Here is a 19479-nt window from a genome sequence, read left to right as displayed (position 1 = left end):
TTGATTTGACGCGCTTTATTCAACTTTTCAAGAGGTTACTTTCCGAATCCATGTTTAACAATGATGGCTTGTCCTTCCCGGCATTTCCCTTAACATAGAGCCTTCCATCCAGCACCAGCGAGAACATCAGGTCGATGGCGGGACGACTTCCCCTCAACATCGAGTTGTTCCGGTGGCGATTTCGGCTCTTTCAATCCTAATTATATCATTCTCCTGGAATTTTCGCTCAACAAACCATGCCGCGAGCATCTGTTCCAGATCCGCTGGACGAACGGCTTTGCTGCCCCAAATGCGAGCACAGTGTATTTTACTTTCTGGAAACCCGTAAGCTGCATCAATGCACGCGTTGCAAGCATCAGGCGTCTGTTACAGCAGGCACGATTATGCATAAATCCCATACCCCGCTGCTCAACATATCGAGATTGCCGGGGTTTCATAACCGGACGGATAAAATCAAAGCGAAGAGCAGCGAGAAGGGAAGGTATGCTTTGGCCAGGATGGCCATGAACATATGATCGCTGATCGGGATTTGAGATGCCGCAATCTTAAGAGCGAATAATGCAAGCAACGATCCGGTTCGTAAGGTCCGAATATCGCCAGCGCGCCCGTCAGAGGGATGTCAATTCCACCAAGATGATTCCCTTCTCATACAGATCCAAATCCATTCTCGAAAAGGGGGAACAGCAGGGAGCAATCTTTGTGGGGGGGAATTCGAAGCCGCTACAAAAAATCCGAACAGGACGACGAAAGGCAGCAGAATCCTGTTCACGATCGCATTGGAACGTATACCGGAATGCACGACATAAAAGGAAACCGAGCATAAATGATCTCCTTCGACAACTGCGGCGCGAACATGATCTCCTTCATCTGCCTAAACACATTCCGTTCGCTTGTCGAACACATATGCCGGATCATTATGCCTTCAACAGCTTGGCATTAACGGCAACGACAATGGTGCTGAGAGACATAAGAACAGCTCCCACAGCGGGGGTCAACAGAATTCCGGCGCCGTACAGAACGCCGGCTGCCAACGGAATCGCCACGATATTGTACCCGGTCGCCCACCATAGATTTTGCACCATTTTGCTGTATGTTTTCTTGGACAGTTCAAGAATCGAAACGACGTCCTTCGGATCGCTTCTCACCAGGATTACATCGGCCGTTTCAATGGCTACATCCGTGCCGGCTCCCACCGCGATTCCCAGGTCGGCCTTCGCCAGTGCCGGAGCGTCGTTCACCCCGTCTCCGGTCATGGCCACCCGATGCCCTGCGCGTTGAATTTCCGCGATTTTGTCCACTTTTTCATGCGGAAGGACTCCGGCGTAGATTTCAATCGTGTACAGCCGTTGCCGCTTGATGCGAAGCATGATCGTTGTGTTCATTACGGTAATCTTTGATCATTGCGTTCACCTCTTTACTATGAAATTTGATTCTGCATCATCGCTACCGAATTTCCTTAATGTGTTCCTTTTTTTATCATTTCCTCCATCGAATCGTTCTTATTCGGAAGCTTTACCGCAATTAAGCGTTCCTTATTATAAAATTACATAACGTAGTAAATATACCCTTATTCATGAAAAGGAAAACTGCATAAATGAAACCACTTGTTGTGAGGGTGAAAGCGGTGAGTCATTCCGATCACGACTTATAGGAATGAACCGCCATATTACGTCCGCCGAACTTCGGCCAATCCGCCAGTAACGGTTGATAACCTTGGCTTTGCAAAAACAACCGCATTTCTTTGACACTGCGTTCGTCGGACGTTTCAAATTGAGGGATGCCGGCTTTATCGTCCGAATAACCGCCGACAGCGGTGGATGAACCGGCCGACATTTTGGTCACGCCCAATCGGAGCAACCGGTTGCGAAATGTCTTGCTTTCCCTGGTCGAGAGAGTAATTCCCGCCCGCGGCAAAAACAATCGCATCGCCAGCATAGCCTGAACCAACTCTTTATCGTTCACGGTTGATCCCGGGCTCCACCCTCCCAAATGCGGGCGGATCCGGGGAAGCGACACACCGATCTCCGTTGCGGGATACCTGGCTTGCAAATAACGGGCGTGCAGCCCCGCCAGAAATACCTCCTTCCTCCAGTCTTCCAGCCCGAGAAGAGGACCGATCGTCACAGTCCTCATTCCGGCTTGACAGGCCCTTTCCGGCGCATCCAACCGGTACAAGTAATTTCGCTTCGGGCCCTTCCGGTGTAACTCGCGATATGTATCCTCTTTGTACGTTTCCTGATAAAGAGTCAGGCCGTCCACGCCATTGTCGATAAGATCGGCGTACTGCGATTTGTCCATCGGTTGAACTTCCAATGAAACAGAAGCGAAATGCTTCGATAAGATAAGGATGCAGGCCTTCAAGTAATCATGATTCGATTGCTGCGGGGATTCGCCCGTCAACAGCAAAAGATGTTTGATTCCTGCAGCCGCGATCGCGGCGCCTTCTCTTTCAACCTCACGCATCGCGAGTTTTTTTCTCGAAAAAACATGTTCGACGCTGAAGCTGCAGTATGCGCAGGAATTGACGCAGTAGTCCGACACGTATAAAGGAGCGAACAGCAAAATCGTACGGCCGAAATGTTGAACCGTCAGCCGGTGCGCTTTTTGAGCCATCGCTTCCAGGCACGAACCGGCAGCGGGCGACAGCAGCATCAGGAAATCCTGTTCATTCAGTCGGTCTTTCCGTAAAATGCGGAGCACATCCTGCCCGGAAGCTTCCCGGAAAGCTTCAGAATATTCCATTTCTTTCGATTTGCAATAGATTTCATAAAAGCTCAATTCGCCTCCCCCTCTCCCCCCAAAAATCCCGTTAACGGGGAAGAAGCCTCCGCCGTCTGCTTGACCGGTCCCAAACCGGATCGATAAGCAAGCCGTCCGGCATGAACGGCGCTTGCGAACGCCTCGGCCATGGACGCGGGATCCCCCGAGGTCGCGATCGCCGTATTGATCAATACCGCCGCCGCTCCCATTTCCATCGCTTCCGCCGCTTCGGAAGGTTTGCCGATCCCCGCATCGACAATGACGGGCACGTCGAGTTCTTCAATCAAGATGCGGATCATTTCTTTCGTCTGCAGTCCCCGGTTCGAGCCGATCGGCGCTCCGAGAGGCATCACCGCCGCGGCGCCGGCGTCCCGCATCCGTTTGGCGGCAATGAGATCCGGATTCATATAAGGAAAAACGACAAACCCCTCCTTCGCCAATATCGATGTCGCTTGAATCGTTTCTTCATTGTCCGGAAGCAGGTAGGTTTGATCGGGAATAACCTCGATTTTGATCCAATTCCCCATCCCGCCCTCTCTCGAGAGAAGGGCGATTCGTACGGCTTCCTGCGCATTCCGGGCGCCGGATGTATTGGGAAGCAGTTTCATGCCGTCCGGTATGTGCGTCAAACCATCTTCAAAGGACGAATTGAAATCGATTCGCCTTACCGCTACCGTAATAACCTGCGCGCCGGAACGTCCGATTACATCGGAAATCACGGAATCGTTCCCGAATTTGCCCGTGCCCACAAACAAACGGCTGGACAGCGTTGCGCCGCCAATACTAAAAGCATCACCCATCATCTTTTCTCCTCCAATAACAAAAATAGCGCATAGGAATCTATGCGCCCTGCGATCGGCAGAAGATCATGATTCCTACGCTGGCATTACCCAGACCAGGTTCTGCGGTCGAAGGCGAATGCAGCCTTCCTCTCAGCCGGATCAACTTCCAGCTCCCGCTCGTGCATCTCAAGTTTACTGTTCTTTCAAGATTTTTCCCGGCAATCATACCACAGATCAAAGAATAAACCTTATGATGTTTATCACAATCCGGATAAAAAATTATCGAATGACAACCATCACTTTACTTTTTCAATATATTGTATTAGCATTCATTCCAACAACTAAATATAGTGGTTTATGGTATCGGATCATTTTCATGCAAGTGACCGATTGAAAAGGGAAGTTCGGTGAAAATCCGACGCGGTCCCTCCACTGTTACGGCGAGCGACGCCGCACGCAATCCACTGTTTCACCTTGAAACGGGAAGGAAGCGGCGTTCGCATGGACCCGAAGCCAGGAGACCTGCCATAAACGACGACACTGCTTAACCTAAGGAAGATAGGGAGGTGTTATTCGTGTATGTAACCGATTGGTTCTATGTATACGGGCATTTCTGACCTCATTTTGGGGATGGTGGTTGGAAATGCCTTTTTTCGCGGAAAGGAGAATCGGATGCTGGCTTTTTATCCCCGTTTCATTCGTACGTTCGATGATTTGCCCGGTCACGTATCGCTGCTCATTCACGCTTGGAACGGCTGCAACATGCGCTGTTACGGTTGTCATAATCATGACGAATTGATAGCCAAAAAACCGGACGGCCATTTAACCGCCGAACAAGTTATCGAGCGCTTGGGCGAATGCAACGATATGTTCGATGCCGTGTTATTCAGCGGCGGGGAATTCATGATGAACGAGGCTTCGGAAATTAGTCATTTTCTCAATCGGGTGCGAAAGATCTTCAAAGGGAAAATCATTGTTTTTACCAACGGCACGTTCCCGCGTAAATTGCAGCGAATGCTTGCCGACAATTTGGTTGACGGCGTTCATATCGATATGAAGCTGCCGTATCACTGTCTCGATCCCGAGGATGACCGAGAGCTATTCGAAGCGATTATCGGAACCGTCCCTACGAAACGTTGTTGCCGGGACATCCTTGAGTCGGTGGAAACCGTCATTCGGCACAATAGCCGGTTAAGCCAAGTGAGAACGGTGCGATATCCGCTGCTCAGCGATGAATACTTTGAACGAATTCAAGAGTATGTGAACGGATTAAAAACCAAATACGACAGTGTTGTGCCCTATTTCTTGAATCCCTTCCACCCGCCGCAAGTCACCCGATAAAATCATTCACCATCGAACGGAGGAAACACCATGTTTCGTCATTCCAAGGAAATCATCGATACGTTTACATCACCGTCGGAAACCAAACAGGCCGATTATTTGAAAAGGGAAAACAGCAATTTCGTTTATTCATTGCCGTTGTTGCGGCATAACCTGACCAACTTTGCGGAAGAAGAATATTTGCTGCAGCACATTTTACCGGCCAAACTGACCGAATTGTATCGGGACGGCGTAATCTATATTCATGATAAACAATTAAGCCCATATTGCTTGAGCGTCGCTTGCAAAGACATCGCTGCTGCCGGAATCCCCACGCTGGCCAAAAATATGATGTCCTCGAAACCGACTCGAAAGCTTGAAACGCTGCTCCGGCATTTCAGCAACATCGTCGTGCTGATGTCCCAGCAAGTATCCGGTGCCGTCATGTTGTCGCAAATGACGACGATTTCCGCTTCCTACCTGTATTACGAGGAAACGGTCAAAGGACGCCGCTTCACGGAGGACGAACTGAAGCAGCTGTTCCAAAGCCTGATCTGGGAAATGAATATGCCATTGCGCGGCGGATCCCAATCGGCATTCACCAACATTACGCTGGAGTTCGGCAAGCCTTCCGACGAAATCAAGGACGATTTCGTCGTGATCGGCGGTACGCCTCTCGACATTCGTTACCGCGACATTCCATCCGAATACTTCGATCGGATCAACCAGGCCGTAATCGAAGTCATGAAGCAGGGAACCGGTACCGGCATCCCGTTCACTTTTCCGCTGTTAACCGTACCGATTGATGACGCATTCGATTATGAAAACCGGCTGTTCCTCGAAATGCTGGACGGCATGTACCGCTGGGGCGGAGTATATTTCGAGAATTTCCGAACCGAGCCGTTCAAGAATGAACGCTATCGCCGTCTCAATCCGTACATCAAACCACGTGATCCGGAAGTAAGCCGCAGCTTGTGCTGCAGGCTGCAAATCGATTTAACCGTACTGTCGAGACTCGGCAGCGGCATTTTCGGCAGTTCGACCGGATCGACGGGCGCTGTGCAAGTGCTGAACTTGAACCTGAATCGGGGGCTGTTGGAATACGGTCACGATGAAACGCTGCTTTTCACGAAAATCGAAGAGTTTCTGAACGTCATGCAGGAAGGGCATATGGCCAAACGGAGATGGATCGAGCGAAACCGGCAGCTGTATCCGACTTTTTTCGCATTGAACCGCGACTTGTCCAACTATTTCAACGTATTTGCAGTTTCCGGCATGCATGAAGGGCTGGTCAATATCGGTTACCCCGATGGAATGAACAACAAGGAAGGGAAACAGCTGGCGCACCGGATCATGCAATTTATGACGGAAAAAATCAACGAATTTATCGTGAGAGACAAAGTAGCCTGCGGAATCGAGTATGCGCCCGGAGAAAATGCGGCTATCAAATTGGCGCGCCACGATGTGAAATGGGCACAACGCAACAATCGGGACATCTTCGTCCAGGGAACGGGGGAAAATGTGTATTTGACATCGGGCTGCATGCTTCCGTTCAGTGAAGACGACTTTTTGCGGCAAATCGAAAACAGCGCCGAATTTCAAGCTTACGCGACGTCCGGAAGCATTTTGCACCATTTCCTTGAAAGCAGGCTTCAGCCAAAACGATTGGCCGATTATTTAAAGAAAATATTCGATAAACCGATCCAATACATCACTTTGACGCCAACGCTCACGAGTTGTCTGGACTGCAGCTCACAAATCGTCGCGGAAGATGGGAAAAACATTTCCGCTTGCCCCGTCTGCGGCAGTGATGACATCGCTACTTTCAGCCGGGTGATCGGCTACGTCAAGATGATCGCCCGAAAAAGATTGCAAGTGGACAATGAAGGGTATTACACAGGGGATTTCAATTTTTGGAGCAACGCGCGGCGTTTCGACTGGAACACGAGAAAACGTCTGAAAGAGGAGGCCATCGGCAGCCTCCCTATCAAAACATAACAACCTGATGGATAACCGGGTTCTCTCCAGCATGAAAACCGATGGAAAGAACCCGCTTTGCTGTTTGCCAATTTTACAACCTTATTCTTGCAGTTCCTTCGCCTCACCGGCGGGGCGGCAAATCTTCATGCTTTCAACAGCTTGGCATTAATCGCGACGACAATCGTGCTGAGCGACATCAGAACAGCTCCCAAAGCGGGGTTTAAAAGAATGCCCGCGCCATAAAATACGCCGGCTGCCAATGGGATGGCAACGATATTATACCCGGTTGCCCACCATAAGTTTTGAATCATTTTGCTGTATGTTTTCTTGGACAATTCCAGAATGGAAGCCACGTCCTCCGGATCGCTTCGCACCAGGATCACATCCGCCGTCTCAATGGCCACATCCGTTCCGGCTCCCACTGCAATCCCCAGGTCGGCTTTAGCCAACGCCGGAGCGTCGTTTACCCCGTCTCCGGTCATGGCCACGCGATAGCCGCCGCCTTGGATTTCAGCAATTTTGTTCGCTTTTTCATGAGGGAGGACTTCGGCATAGATCTCATCCAGATTGAGCTTGCCCCCAACCCATTCCGCTACCTGCTTGTTGTCGCCGGTCAGCATCATGGAGTGGATGCCCAGGGTTTTCAATTTGTCCACTGCGTTTTTGGCACTTTCCCTGACTTGGTCCGCCAAAGCGATCATTCCGGCAAATCGACCGTCGATTATTGCGAAAACAACGGTTTTTCCTTGTGAAGAAAGCCTGCTGTAGTCTTCAATCCGATAGGGAATGTTCTCCTGCTCCATATAACCGGGACTCACGACTTTAACGTCCTTGCCATTGACTATGCCTTTAAGGCCTTTGCCCGTCATCGCTTCGAACGATTCCGGCCGGGACAGCGTAATGTCGCGCTTCTTCACTTCCTCTACCACACCTTTGGAAATCGGATGCTCGGATTGGGCTTCCAGCGAACCGACAAGGGAGAGGATCTCCGTTTCCTCGAAGCCGGCAGACGGAACAATGTCGGTAATCCCGAATTTCCCTTGTGTCAAAGTACCGGTTTTATCGAACACGACCGCGTTCAACTTTCGAGCTTCCTCAAATGCGGTGCGGTTGCGAATCAACAGCCCTTTTTGGGCCGCTATTGATGTGGATGTGGATACGACAAGAGGAACGGCCAGGCCCAGTGCATGCGGACAAGCGATAATCATGACGGTGACCATCCGCTGCATGGCGAAATCAAAACTGTAACCCATGGATAACCACGTGAGGAGAGTGAGCAAACCGGCACCCAGCGCTATGTAAAATAACCATCTCGCAGCACGGTCCGATAAATTCTGTGTTTTGGATTTGGATTCTTGGGCTTCTCTGACCAAGGCAATGACCTGAGACAAATATCCTTCCTCCCCGGCATTCTGCACTGTGACAGTTAAAGCGCCTTCACCGTTGACGGCGCCTCCGATCACACGGTCGCCCGGATTCTTGACGACCGGAACGGATTCGCCCGTAAGCATCGATTCATCCAGAGAGGATTGACCGTTCACAATGATTCCATCGACGGGAATGCGTTCACCGGGTTTAATTAAAATGGTTTGCTGCGGCTTCAGCTCTGAGACGGCGACTTCCTTCGTCATTCCGCTTGCTGTAATGAGATGCGCTTCCGACGGAATTAACTGCACCAGCTTTTCAAGCGCGTCGGACGCCCCCAAAATGGACTTCATCTCCAGCCAATGACCCAAAAGCATGATGTCGATCAGGGTAGCCAATTCCCAGAAAAAATCGACAGTCGTCACGCCAAAGAGAATGAACGAGCTGTAACCGTACGCGACGACGATAGCCAGCGCGATCAACGTCATCATGCCGGGCGCTTTTCCCGTTAATTCACGATAGGCGCCAATCAAGAATGGGGTACCGCCATAAAAGAAAACAAACGAAGAGAGGAGAAAGAGCAGCACCGTGTCATAGGAGAACCGCCAATCCACACCGAGAAACATTTGGATCATCGGCGACAGGATCAAAATCGGTACCGTAACGGCCAATGAAATATAAAACCGTTTTTTAAAATCATCGACGTGGTGGCCGGCATGCTTGTCCCCGCCGTGTGGGCGGTCGGCTGCCATGGAATGAGAATTGCCATGGTTGTGATGTACATGTTCGGAATGATCGTGCGCAGCCTTTGCCGAATGATTCAAAGCATGATGGTCGTCGCCTTTGCGGTAATCTTTGATCATGACATTCACCTCTTATCCGTAGATGACACAACCGTCGTAAGCTGCCGATAGAGATAATATTACCCTCCTCGGCGTTATTTTAACCTCTTCGTTAATACCTAGCCATCATGTGATATGATCGGTTAAAAACAAAAACGCAAAAACCGCCCGACGAGTCATGAACCATGACTCACGGGCGGTTTGTTCTGGCGACTTACAGTTTGACTACATTCTCGGCTTGCGGGCCGCGGTTGCCTTGCGCAATCGTGAATTGCACGCGTTGGCCCTCATCCAGCGTCTTAAAGCCTTCGCCTTGAATGGCGCTGAAATGCACGAATACGTCGTCGCCGTCGTCCACTTGAATAAAGCCGTAACCTTTCTCCGCGTTAAACCACTTAACCGTACCTTCCGTTTGCATGCTTTCTTACCTCCTGCATATGCTGTAAGCTTACCGTGCAGAAAAAACATCCGTTTCCGTTTCCATACATTCTTCGTCAGGTATTCTTAAAAGGCTCCGTCCTTTGCGAACAAATACAACGAAAGCCCTGCCTCTCTTCCATCCTTGCGGCTCCGATGACCGCGCCAGTGCGAATTTGGACATGCAAAGCAATTATTCAAGCGTATTAACTATAACAGTTAACGCGGCCAAAAGCAAATCCGCCCGCTCCCCCTGTGCGCGCCCTCGGTCCTATCAAAGTTAGCGCACACGACCGGCTCACTCTATTCTTCATCCTTCCAAAAGCAACGTTTCCGGATCCTCCAGCAGCTCCTTGACCGTGACGAGGAACCGGACAGCTTCGCTGCCGTCCACGATGCGGTGATCGTAGGAAAGGGCGATGTACATCATCGGCCGGTTTTCCATTCGCTCTTCGTCGATCGCAACCGGGCGCAGCTGGATTTTATGCATGCCGAGTATGCCGACCTGCGGCGTATTCAGAATCGGCGTCGAGAGCAGCGAGCCGAACACGCCTCCGTTCGTGATCGTGAACGAGCCGCCCTGCAGATCGTCAAGCGACAGCGAGTTCGAGCGGGCTTTGGCCGCAAGCTCTCCGATCCGCCGTTCGATTTTCGCGAAGCTCAGCCTGTCGGCTCCGCGAACGACGGGCACGACCAATCCTTCCTTGGCGGCTACGGCGATCCCGATATCGAAAAACTTCTTGATAATGACATCCTCGCCGTCGATTTCGGCGTTCAGCAGCGGATAAGCTTTGAGCGCGCCGACGACGGCCTTTGTGAAAAAGGACATGAAGCCCAGACTGACGTCATGCTTTTCCTTGAACGACTCTTTTCTGCGCTTGCGAAGCTCAAGAATCGCCGACATGTCCACCTCGTTGAAGGTGGTCAGCATGGCGGCCGTCTGCTGCGCCTGCAGAAGCCGCTTCGCGATCGTCAGCCGACGGCGGGACATCCGCCGGCGTTCGACCGGCTGGCCGTATTCGGCGGCGGTGGTTCCTTCGGATCGGGATTCGGCCGCCGAGCCCGCTCCGGCTGCCGATTTCCTGTCGGGCGGCGTGTCGCGGTAGGAACGGACGTCGTCGGAATAAACCCGTCCGAACGGATCGCGGACTTTGACCCGCTCCAGGTCGATGCTCTGCTCCCGCGCCAGCCTTCTGGCCGCCGGCGAAGCCGCGGGCGCGCTGTTTGCCGCTTGCCGTCCGGAATGCGGATGCGTTTCGATGCGCGGCATGACGTCCTGCCGCCTTGAGTCCCTCTCGGGATCCGCTCCCGCGACCGGGACGGCTTCCCCTGCGTGCGCCGCCACTTCTCCCGCCGACGGCGCCGCGGAAGCGGCCGGCGCGGACTGCACGGCGGGCGCCGCCGCAGACTCATGCCCGGACTGCGCTCCGACTTCGCGGATAACCGCCACGGTCTCGCCGACGGCCACCGTATCCCCTTCGCGCTTAAGCACGGAAGCGAGCACTCCATCCGTTTCCGCGCTGATTTCAAGATTCACTTTGTCCGTCTCCAGCTCCAGCAGCAGGTCGCCCGCCCGTACCGGATCCCCCTCCCGTTTCAACCATTTGGCAATCGTGCCTTCCGTTATCGATTCCCCGAGCTCGGGAATGGTGATGTCCGCCATGGCCGTAACCCCCTTTTCACATTCGTTACTCCGTCCGCGCCTGCGTCGGGTTGAGCGCCTCGCGTACGATAAAATGCTGCTCGTAGCCGTGCACGTGCTGGTAGCCGCTTGCCGGGCTGGAACGCTCCGGCCTGCCGATATAGCGCACCGCCGCGCCCTGCGGCGCCAAAGCGCGCAAGTAAGGCTCCGCATAAAACCAGGCGCCCATATTGCGCGGCTCCTCCTGCACCCACGCCAGCTCCTCCAGCTTCGGATAGCGCGCCGCGATTTCCTGCAGCTCCTGTTCCGGAAACGGATAAAGTCGTTCCACCCGTACAATATGAAGCGCTTCGTTCGCTTCTCCTTCGGGCAGCGCTTCCTCCAAATCGACCGCGATTTTTCCGGAGCATAGAATCAAGCGTGCGACGCGCTCGGGCTGCTCTCCGGTTCCCGGCTGTTCCAGGACCGGGCGGAACTCGCCGTCCGTGAATTCCTCGGCAGGCGAGGCGACACGCGGATGGCGGATCAGGCTTTTCGGCGCCATCAGCACCAAAGGCCTCATGGCGTTCGTATTCGCCGTGGCCGCCTGCCTGCGCAGCAGATGAAAATATTGCGACGAGCGCGTCAGATTGGCGACCGTCCAGTTCCGGTCCGCGACGAGCTGCAGAAACCGCTCGAGCCTCGCGCTCGAATGCTCGGGTCCCTGGCCTTCATAGCCGTGCGGCAGCAGGATCACCAATCCGGAGCGCTGCGACCATTTGGCCCTTCCCGCCGCGATGAACTGGTCGAAAATAACCTGCGCGGCATTGGCGAAATCGCCGTACTGCGCCTCCCAAATGACGAGCGTCTCAGGGGCAAGCACGCTGTAGCCGTAATCGAAGCCGAGCACGCCCGCTTCGGACAAAGGACTGTTGTAGACCGCGAAGGACGCTTTCGCGCCGGATATCCGGTGCAGCGGACAATACGTCTCTCCGGACTCCGGGTCGTGGAGGACCAGATGCCGGTGGGCGAACGTGCCCCGCTCCGCATCCTGGCCGCTGAGCCGGATCGGCACGCCGTCCTCCAGCATCGTGGCGAACGCCATCGTCTCCGCTAGGGACCAGTCGGCGGCGCCGCCTGCCTCCCAGGCTTCGGCCCTTCTCTCCAATATCCGCCGCAGCTTCGGATAAACGGTAAATCGTTCGGGCCATTCGAGCATCTTGGACGTCAATCGCTTCAGTCGCTCCAAAGAAACGGCGGTCCGAATGCCGCCGTTTACGCCCTCGGCGCCCGCCTGCTCCGCGGCTGTCTGCGCCGGATCGAGCGTTCCATGCTGCTTGACGGTCTCATAAGCCTGCTGCAGCTTTCGGCGGGTTTCATCGCGCAGCCGGTCGACCTCCGCCCGATCGACGAGCCCTTGACCCATTAAAGCTTCTCCATATAAAGCGGCGGCCGTCGGATGCTCCTTCACCTTGCGGTACATCAAAGGCTGCGTCGCGTCCGGATCGTCCATCTCGTTATGGCCGAACCGCCTGTAGCCGACCAGATCGATCAGAAAATCTTTCCGGAACCTCATCCGATAATCCAACGCCATCCGCACCGCCGCCATGCACGCTTCCGGATTGTCGGCGTTCACATGCACGACCGGAATTTCGTAGCCTTTCGCCAAATCGCTCGCATACCGGGTCGAACGCGCGTCCTTCGTGTCCGTCGTGAAGCCGACCCGGTTGTTGGCGATAATATGAATCGTTCCGCCGCTGCTGTAGCCCCGCAGGCTGCCCAAATTCAGCGTCTCCGCAACGATGCCCTCGCCCGCGAAAGCCGCGTCGCCGTGAATCAGCACAGGCAGCGCCCGCGCGGTGTCACGTTCCGGAAATCCCGCCTTGTCCCGCTCCTCCTGAGCCGCCCGGGCAAACCCTTCCACGAGCGGATTCACAAACTCCAAATGGCTTGGATTGTCGGCCAGCATGATCCGTACCTTCCTCGAGTCCGAACCGGGAAGGTCGTAGCGCCGGCCAAGATGGTATTTGACGTCTCCCGTCCAGCCCACATTGATGCCCATCGAGCCTTCCGACGGGACGAGGTCCTTGTTGGGAGAATGGTGGAATTCGGAGAATATCGCGCCGTAAGGCTTGCCGAGCACATGCGCCAGCACGTTAAGCCGCCCGCGGTGGGCCATGCCCATCATCACATGTCCGGTGCCCGCCTCCGCGGCGCCCCGGACGATATCGTCCAGCATCGGCACCAGCATATCGAGCCCTTCGATCGAAAAACGTTTCTGTCCGGCAAATGTCCGGTGCAGAAACCGCTCGAATTCCTCCACCTCGATCAGTCTGGCCAGCAGCGCCTTTCGCTCGCTTTCCTCCAGCTTCGGCGGACATCCTTCGATCTCCGCCCGCCGGATCAGCCAACCGCGCTCCAGGCGGTCATGCACCTGGGCAAACTCGTAGGCGATGCACTGCGTGTAGGCTTCCTTCAGACGTGCGACCGCCTCGGCGCCGTTGCGGATATCGGGCGGCGCTTCCTCCCAGACCGACGCGGCCGGCATGGCGGCCAGATCCTCTTGCGTCAAACCGTACGTTTCCGGTTCAAATAACCGGCTATCGCCGGCCGTCTCCAGGCCGAGCGGATCGAGATTCGCCCCCAAATGGCCGTGGGTGCGTATTTGCAAGACAAACTTGCCGGCCGCAATGGCACGCTTGATCGCGGCATCGGGCACGGCCGCATCCTTCGGCTGTGCCGCATCCTTCCGCCGAGCTTCGCCCTGGCTGGGCCACGCGTCCGCCTCTGCCGGCGGCGGTCCGTATTGCTCGAACATCTCCCGGTATTCCGGTTCAACCATCGCGGGATCCTGCTCGTATTGCTCAAATTTTTCCCATATGTAGCCCAGATTGGGGCCCGCATAGCTTCGCCAAGCATCGGCTTGGCGCCTGTCATTACGCATAGGGCGCACCTCCGCTAGCTTGTTCTCTCCCCGAAAGGCATATCGTTATTACATACCCGTGAATGATCGGCTTGTATCAGACGCTAGGATACCCGAAAAAATTGCCAAACATTTCGTTTGCGGCATCCGGAAAAAAATGGAATCTGCCCGCTGTCGGCCATTGCTTAACATAAGGAGTTATTTGCATGACGATGGAGATCGCCTGAAGGAGCTCCGGCTGCGTAAAACATTTCGCCGATTTATTTTATGTACGTTTCCTCGAAAAGGCGGCTGCGGCGAATGCCACCGCGGCGCCGACGGCGATGCCCGCCGCAATATCGGTTGCATAATGCACGCCGAAGTACAGCCGGCTCCAGCTGGTTGCCGCGGACGCCAAGACGGCGGCTGCGGCAATGACAAGCTTCAACGCGGGGTGAAGCCGCTGCGAGCGGGCGGCCATTACGGCAAACAGGATGTAGAGCGTCACGGCCAGCGTCGCGTTCGCGCTCGGGAAACCGAAGCCGTCCGCCTCGATGCCCCAAGCCGCATCCGGTCTGGGTCTGGAGATCGCATTTTTCAACAGCGTGTTGATGACATAAGCCGCGCCTACCGCCGCCGGCAGCCACAGCGACGTTCTCCACCCGGCAAACCATGCGGCCACAACCGTTAACGCCAGTGTCAAACCGACGATGGCTGCGGCTCCGCCGAAGCCGGCAACGCCCTTCCAGACGGCGGTTGCGCCGTCGCTCACGCTCTTGGCGGCCGCATCCGCCAGTTCCGCGTCGATAGCCGGCACGTCGTCCGGGCCATGATCCGCGACGAGCAGCCATACGCCCGCGAATAAAATAATCGACACCATAAAGCCGAGCCACAGGCCGATTTGGCCGTTTGACTGTCTGTGCGCCTTGGTTACAACCATTGTACTCAACCTCCTCATCGAGCTTCGATTAAGCTGGCAGGCAACGCGATCCGGAATGTCGCGCCTTCGCCGGGCCGGCTTTCCGCTTCGATCGTCCCGCCGTGCAGCTCGATAATCTCCTTCACGATCGCCAGGCCGATGCCGCTGCCGCCTCCGGCGGAATTGCGGGATTTGTCCTTTTTATAGAAACGGTCGAAAATAAACGGCATATCCTCCGCCTCTATCCCCGAACCGGTGTCGCTGACCTCAAGCAGCAGCTTATGCGCCGCCCGGTCATGCCTGAACCGAAGCCGCAGCTCTCCGCCGGGCTGCATATGCTTGATCGCATTGTATACCAGATTCGCCAAGGCCTGGTTCATTCTGGCCTCGTCGATCCGCACCCTGGCGCACTCACCGCACGGGAGGCCGGATTCCTCCTCCGCCGCCGAAACGCTGAGCGCCATGCCGCGGCTCTCGACATCCAATCCGAAATATTCGCGGAGCGATTCCGCCCAATCTGCGACGACCGTCTCGCGCAGCTCCAGCCGGACCTGCCCCGATTCCAGCTTCGACAGCTCGAACAGCTCGGCGATCAGCCGGTTCAGCCCGTCGATTTTGCCCAGCATCATGCGCACGTATTTGGCCTGCTGCGCCTCGCCCTTGACGACGCCGTCCTGCATCGCCTCCAGGTATCCCTGCACCAGCGTCATCGGCGTCCGCAAATCGTGGGAAATGTTCGTGAGCAGCTGCCGCCGCGAACGCTCCATTTTCTCAAGTTCGCGGTTCGACGCCTCCAGCTTCTCTTTCGACCTGCGCAAGGCCACCGTCCGCTCCTCTATGCGGTCCTCGAGATGCGCGTTCAGCTCCCTCAGCGCCTCCGATACCGTCTCCACCTTCCTCAGCGCGCCGGAGAACCGGGTGGAGAGAATGACCGCCTGCATCAGGATGAAAAAGAACAGGCCGATCGGCACAAGCTCGGTCGTCCGGTACCATTCGTTATAGTAGACCATGTCGTTCAGAATCGTCGCCACGAACACGAAAATGCCCATCAGGACGATACTCGCGCCCTCCCGGCGCCTCAGCCTGGCAACGATCAGCACGTATACCGCGTACAGGCTTACCGCAGCGATGAACAGCTGAAAAAAACCGAGCAGCTGCGTATATTGATAAGCAGGAAACAAAAGCACATAGGCGCACATGACGGCCGCCGCGATCCCGACCGCATAGCGCACCCGGTTGGACGCATCCTTCGGAAACAGCTCGAATACATATAAATAGCCTGCCAACGCGCTGAGCGTCAGGGACAAATAATCGATTTTGAGACCGGCCTCCCAAGGAATGCCCGGCATCCACCGCAGCAGCAGCATCTCGCCCGTCACGATCGTTCGAATGCCGACGAACAGGCAAAGCAATCCGAAATGGAGCGTGAACGTCTCCTCCCTGCGCAGCACGAACAGCGCGATATGGTACAAGCCGACGACGGTCAGGGCGCCGAACAGCACCATCGTTTGCGCCGTCAGTCTGGTCTGCCGTTCGACAACGTCCGTTGTTCGGCCCAGCTCCAGCTCGGCCCAGACGCCCCCGCGGCGGTGATGATAGTTCGACACCTGCAGCAGCAGCTCGGCGCGTCCGCCGTCACTTTGAAAAGTGGCAATTTGCGGCGACTGCGAGGGATCGGCCTCATCCGAGTTGGCCGATACGGTGCCTCTGGCGGCGGCAGGCTTGCCGTTGATCCAAAGCTTGTAGGAGGTATACAGGTTCGGAACGCGCACCGACATCGTCGTCTCGCCTTCGTCGAGCAGCACCGTCAGCCGGTAGGTGCCGTATCCGATGCCGTTCGCGTAGCCGAGCTCCGCCGGATAATTGTTCCACGAGTTCGGAACCTGCACGGGAATCCCGCCGGTCTCCCGATCCGGAGACGACGGCGTCAGAAGCTTATTCGGATAAAACGTCCATTCGCCGCCGAGCGGCGCAAGTAAGTCTCGGTCGAACCGCCACTGCCGAAGGTCGAGCACCCCGTCCTCCGCCGTCCTCCGTTCGGCTTCGTCCGCGCTTACGCAGCCCGCCGTTCCGGACAATATAAGCAACACCACCATGGCGATTGCAAGCATCCGCGGCAAAAATGAACGCCTCCTTGAGATCGTTGCTTCCCCAGAGCCCCATTCGATATAATAGGTTAGATAAGCCAAGGAGGAGTATGAATGGAAGCGATATCCATACTCGTCGTCGATGACGAGCCGGACATCACCGAATTGATCGGCTTGTATCTGGCCCGCGAAGGGTACGACGTCCATATTGCCGACAACGGAACCGATGCCGTCCGGATGGCCCGGCAGCTGCGTCCCGACCTGATCGTCCTCGACATTCAGCTCAAGCAGCCGGACGGGCTTGAAGTTTGCAGGCAAATCCGCGAGACGTCCGACGTTCCGATCCTGTTCGTCAGCTGCAAAGACGACGATAACGACATTATACACGGATTGGACGTCGGCGGCGACGATTATATGACCAAGCCGTTCAGCCCCAGGCAGCTGGTCGCCCGGGTGCAGGCGCAGCTTCGGCGCCGGACGCTCCGCACCGACCGGCAGGCCGAAGCGCAGACGCTGCTGTCGTTCGACGGGCTCGCGATCGACCTCGGCGCGCGCACGGTCGTGTGCAACGGCAGGCCGGCTGCGCTGTCCGTCAAGGAGTTCGATCTGCTCGCCTATCTTGCGCGCAACCCGAACAAGGCGTTCCGTCTGGACGATCTGTATCAGGTCGTCTGGGGCGCCGACAGCGTCGGGGACACCCGCACGCTGATGGTCCACATCAGCAATCTCCGCAAAAAAATCGAGCCCGATCCCGCCCATCCGAGCTACATCCATACGGTTCGCGGCATCGGCTACAAATTCAACCCCAAGGAAGGACTTACGCATGTACATCGCTGACCAATGGAACGATTACGAGCTGCTCGACACCGGCGGCGGGGAGAAGCTCGAGCGCTGGGGCAGCGTCACGCTGCGCAGACCGGACCCGCAAATTATATGGCCGCTTGCGAAAGAAACGAATGAGTGGAAACATGCGCACGCCCATTATCACCGCAGTTCTTCCGGCGGCGGCCAGTGGGAGTATCGGGAGCAGCTGCCCGACTCCTGGACGATTCGATACGGCAAGCTGAAATTTCTCATTCGCCCCACGAATTTCAAGCATACCGGCCTGTTTCCGGAGCAGGCGGTCAACTGGAGCTGGATGATGGACAAAATCCGTTCCGCGGGCCGGCCGGTCAATGTGCTGAACCTGTTCGCCTATACGGGCGGCGCCACGGTCGCGGCCGCGGCGGCGGGCGCCGAGGTGTGCCATGTGGACGCCGCCAAAGGCATGGTGCAATGGGCCAAGGAGAACGCAGGACTGTCGGGGCTGTCCGACAAGCCGATCCGCTACATAACCGATGACGTATTCAAATTCGTGCAGCGCGAACAGCGCCGCGGCAAGCAGTACGACGCGATCATCATGGACCCGCCTTCTTACGGACGCGGGCCGAACGGCGAGATGTGGAAGCTGGAGGCGAACCTTTTCCCGTTCCTCGACTTCTGCACCTCGATCCTGTCCCCCAATCCGCTGTTCGTGCTGGTCAATTCCTACACGACCGGATTGTCCCCTTCCGTGCTGCACAACCTGCTGCAAATGACGATCGGGCGCAAGCACGGCGGCAGGATCAGCTGCGGCGAGATCGGGCTGCCGATCAGCCGGTCGGGCCTGAATCTGCCGTGCGGCATTCTGGGCCGCTGGGAGGCGGAGTAGCATGGCTCCGCAGCCGTCCGGATCGTTCCGGATACCTGTCCTGTACGAGGACAATCATGTAATCGCGATCGTGAAGCCGTCGGGCATCCCGTCCCAGGAGGACGAAACCGGCGATCCGGATGTGCTGACATTGGTCAAGGCGGACCTGAAGGTGCGATATGCCAAGCCCGGCAACGTGTTTCTCGGGCTCGTCCATCGGCTGGACCGTCCGGTCGGCGGCGTCATGCTGCTGGCCAAAACGTCGAAAGCGGCGTCAAGGCTGTCCGAATCGGTCCGCTCCCGCTCATTCGCCAAAAGCTATCTCGCCGTAACCGACGGCGTTCCCCGGGCGCAGGCCGGCTCCTTGCGGCATTACTTGCGCAAGGATGCCAGAACAAACACGGTGACCGCCTTCGCGGAGCCGGCGCCAGATGCGAAAGAAGCGCTGCTGGATTACAGAACGGCGGCCGCCTCCGGCGGGCGGGCGCTCGTCGCGGTACGGCTTCATACCGGACGGCCGCACCAGATTCGCGTTCAATTGGCGGCGATCGGCTGTCCGCTCGCCGGCGACCGCAAATACGGCGAACGGCGGGAAGCCGGCAAAGCGGGCGCCGACATCGCCCTTTGGTCAGCCTACGTCGGCGCCCGGCATCCCGTGACGAAGGAGTGGCTGTCGCTGCGGGCCTTGCCGGACCGGCAAGGCTTCTGGAAGCTATGGTCGCCGGAGCAGTTGGCCTTGGCCGGCGGCGTGTTCACAGGCGAAAGGCACGACGTCTGATGTCCAGTTCCATCATGACATCTGATGCGTAGTTCCC

At 56.2% G+C, this 19479-nt stretch carries 13 protein-coding genes, 2 pseudogenes and 2 riboswitches; of the genes and pseudogenes, 6 read left to right on the top strand and 9 right to left on the bottom strand.

Features of this window, described 5'->3' with window-relative positions; translation table 11 throughout:
• Positions 1 to 204: 204 nt before the first annotated feature.
• A pseudogene (locus tag RWM61_RS13585) lies at positions 205 to 410 on the top strand (transposase); the annotation flags it as partial.
• A 504-nt stretch (positions 411 to 914) separates the two neighbouring features.
• On the opposite strand, the pseudogene RWM61_RS13580 reads toward RWM61_RS13585, so the two are convergent.
• The 3 genes and pseudogenes from RWM61_RS13580 to RWM61_RS13570 all read right to left on the bottom strand — a co-directional run.
• Positions 915 to 1331 (bottom strand): annotated as a pseudogene (locus RWM61_RS13580) (HAD-IC family P-type ATPase); the annotation flags it as partial.
• A gap of 307 nt (positions 1332 to 1638) precedes the next feature.
• The gene (gene thiH / locus RWM61_RS13575) at positions 1639 to 2778 is read right to left on the bottom strand and encodes a 2-iminoacetate synthase ThiH (protein WP_314001634.1); all 1140 of its coding nucleotides are present in this window, start codon (positions 2776 to 2778) and stop codon (positions 1639 to 1641) included.
• Positions 2775 to 3560 carry a thiazole synthase gene (locus RWM61_RS13570; protein WP_314001632.1) on the bottom strand — a complete coding sequence of 262 codons (786 nt, stop codon included), beginning with the start codon at positions 3558 to 3560 and terminating at the stop codon, positions 2775 to 2777. The genes thiH and RWM61_RS13570 overlap by 4 nt, the downstream gene beginning before the upstream one ends.
• Positions 3561 to 3615: 55 nt before the next feature.
• A riboswitch (TPP riboswitch) is annotated at positions 3616 to 3729 on the bottom strand.
• Between the two features lie 154 nt (positions 3730 to 3883).
• Positions 3884 to 4087, top strand: a riboswitch (cobalamin riboswitch).
• Positions 4088 to 4139: 52 nt separating this feature from the next.
• Here RWM61_RS13570 and RWM61_RS13565 point away from each other — a divergent pair.
• Positions 4140 to 4883, top strand: coding sequence for a radical SAM protein (locus RWM61_RS13565; protein WP_314001630.1), 744 nt, complete (start codon positions 4140 to 4142; stop codon positions 4881 to 4883).
• A gap of 30 nt (positions 4884 to 4913) precedes the next feature.
• The gene (gene nrdD, locus RWM61_RS13560) at positions 4914 to 6860 is read left to right on the top strand and encodes an anaerobic ribonucleoside-triphosphate reductase (RefSeq protein WP_314001628.1); all 1947 of its coding nucleotides are present in this window, start codon (positions 4914 to 4916) and stop codon (positions 6858 to 6860) included.
• 125 nt (positions 6861 to 6985) lie between these two features.
• On the opposite strand, the gene RWM61_RS13555 is transcribed toward nrdD, so the two are convergent.
• From RWM61_RS13555 to RWM61_RS13530, 6 genes are all read right to left on the bottom strand, one after another.
• Complete coding sequence (locus RWM61_RS13555; RefSeq protein ID WP_314001626.1) at positions 6986 to 9070, bottom strand: copper-translocating P-type ATPase; 2085 nt, start codon at positions 9068 to 9070, stop codon at positions 6986 to 6988.
• Between the two features lie 193 nt (positions 9071 to 9263).
• Positions 9264 to 9467: a cold-shock protein gene (locus tag RWM61_RS13550; protein WP_314001625.1), complete on the bottom strand. Its 204-nt coding sequence runs from the start codon at positions 9465 to 9467 to the stop codon at positions 9264 to 9266.
• Between the two features lie 309 nt (positions 9468 to 9776).
• Positions 9777 to 11129 carry a 2-oxoglutarate dehydrogenase complex dihydrolipoyllysine-residue succinyltransferase gene (gene odhB / locus RWM61_RS13545; protein ID WP_314001623.1) on the bottom strand — a complete coding sequence of 451 codons (1353 nt, stop codon included), beginning with the start codon at positions 11127 to 11129 and terminating at the stop codon, positions 9777 to 9779.
• 25 nt (positions 11130 to 11154) lie between these two features.
• Positions 11155 to 14031 carry a 2-oxoglutarate dehydrogenase E1 component gene (locus tag RWM61_RS13540; RefSeq protein ID WP_314001621.1) on the bottom strand — a complete coding sequence of 959 codons (2877 nt, stop codon included), beginning with the start codon at positions 14029 to 14031 and terminating at the stop codon, positions 11155 to 11157.
• Positions 14032 to 14275: 244 nt separating this feature from the next.
• Entirely contained in the window at positions 14276 to 14929 is a 654-nt protein-coding gene (locus RWM61_RS13535; RefSeq protein ID WP_314001619.1) for a phosphatase PAP2 family protein, read from the bottom strand.
• Positions 14930 to 14943: 14 nt separating this feature from the next.
• The gene (locus RWM61_RS13530) at positions 14944 to 17019 is read right to left on the bottom strand and encodes an ATP-binding protein (protein ID WP_314001636.1); all 2076 of its coding nucleotides are present in this window, start codon (positions 17017 to 17019) and stop codon (positions 14944 to 14946) included.
• A 90-nt stretch (positions 17020 to 17109) separates the two neighbouring features.
• On the opposite strand from RWM61_RS13530, the gene RWM61_RS13525 reads away from it, so the two are divergent.
• The 3 genes from RWM61_RS13525 to RWM61_RS13515 are packed head-to-tail and all read left to right on the top strand — an operon-like array spanning position 17110 to position 19442.
• Positions 17110 to 17832, top strand: coding sequence for a response regulator transcription factor (locus RWM61_RS13525; protein WP_314001617.1), 723 nt, complete (start codon positions 17110 to 17112; stop codon positions 17830 to 17832).
• Entirely contained in the window at positions 17819 to 18685 is an 867-nt protein-coding gene (locus RWM61_RS13520) for a class I SAM-dependent methyltransferase (RefSeq protein ID WP_314001615.1), read from the top strand. Before RWM61_RS13525 ends, RWM61_RS13520 begins: the two co-directional genes overlap by 14 nt.
• A 1-nt stretch (position 18686) precedes the next feature.
• The gene (locus tag RWM61_RS13515) at positions 18687 to 19442 is read left to right on the top strand and encodes an RluA family pseudouridine synthase (protein ID WP_314001613.1); all 756 of its coding nucleotides are present in this window, start codon (positions 18687 to 18689) and stop codon (positions 19440 to 19442) included.
• Positions 19443 to 19479: the final 37 nt, after the last annotated feature.

It is taken from the genome of uncultured Paenibacillus sp., assembly GCF_963515335.1.
Taxonomy (GTDB): Bacteria; Bacillota; Bacilli; order Paenibacillales; family Paenibacillaceae; genus Paenibacillus_I.
Note: the sequence above shows the minus strand (reverse complement) of the source record. Positions and strands in the feature narration are given on the sequence as shown.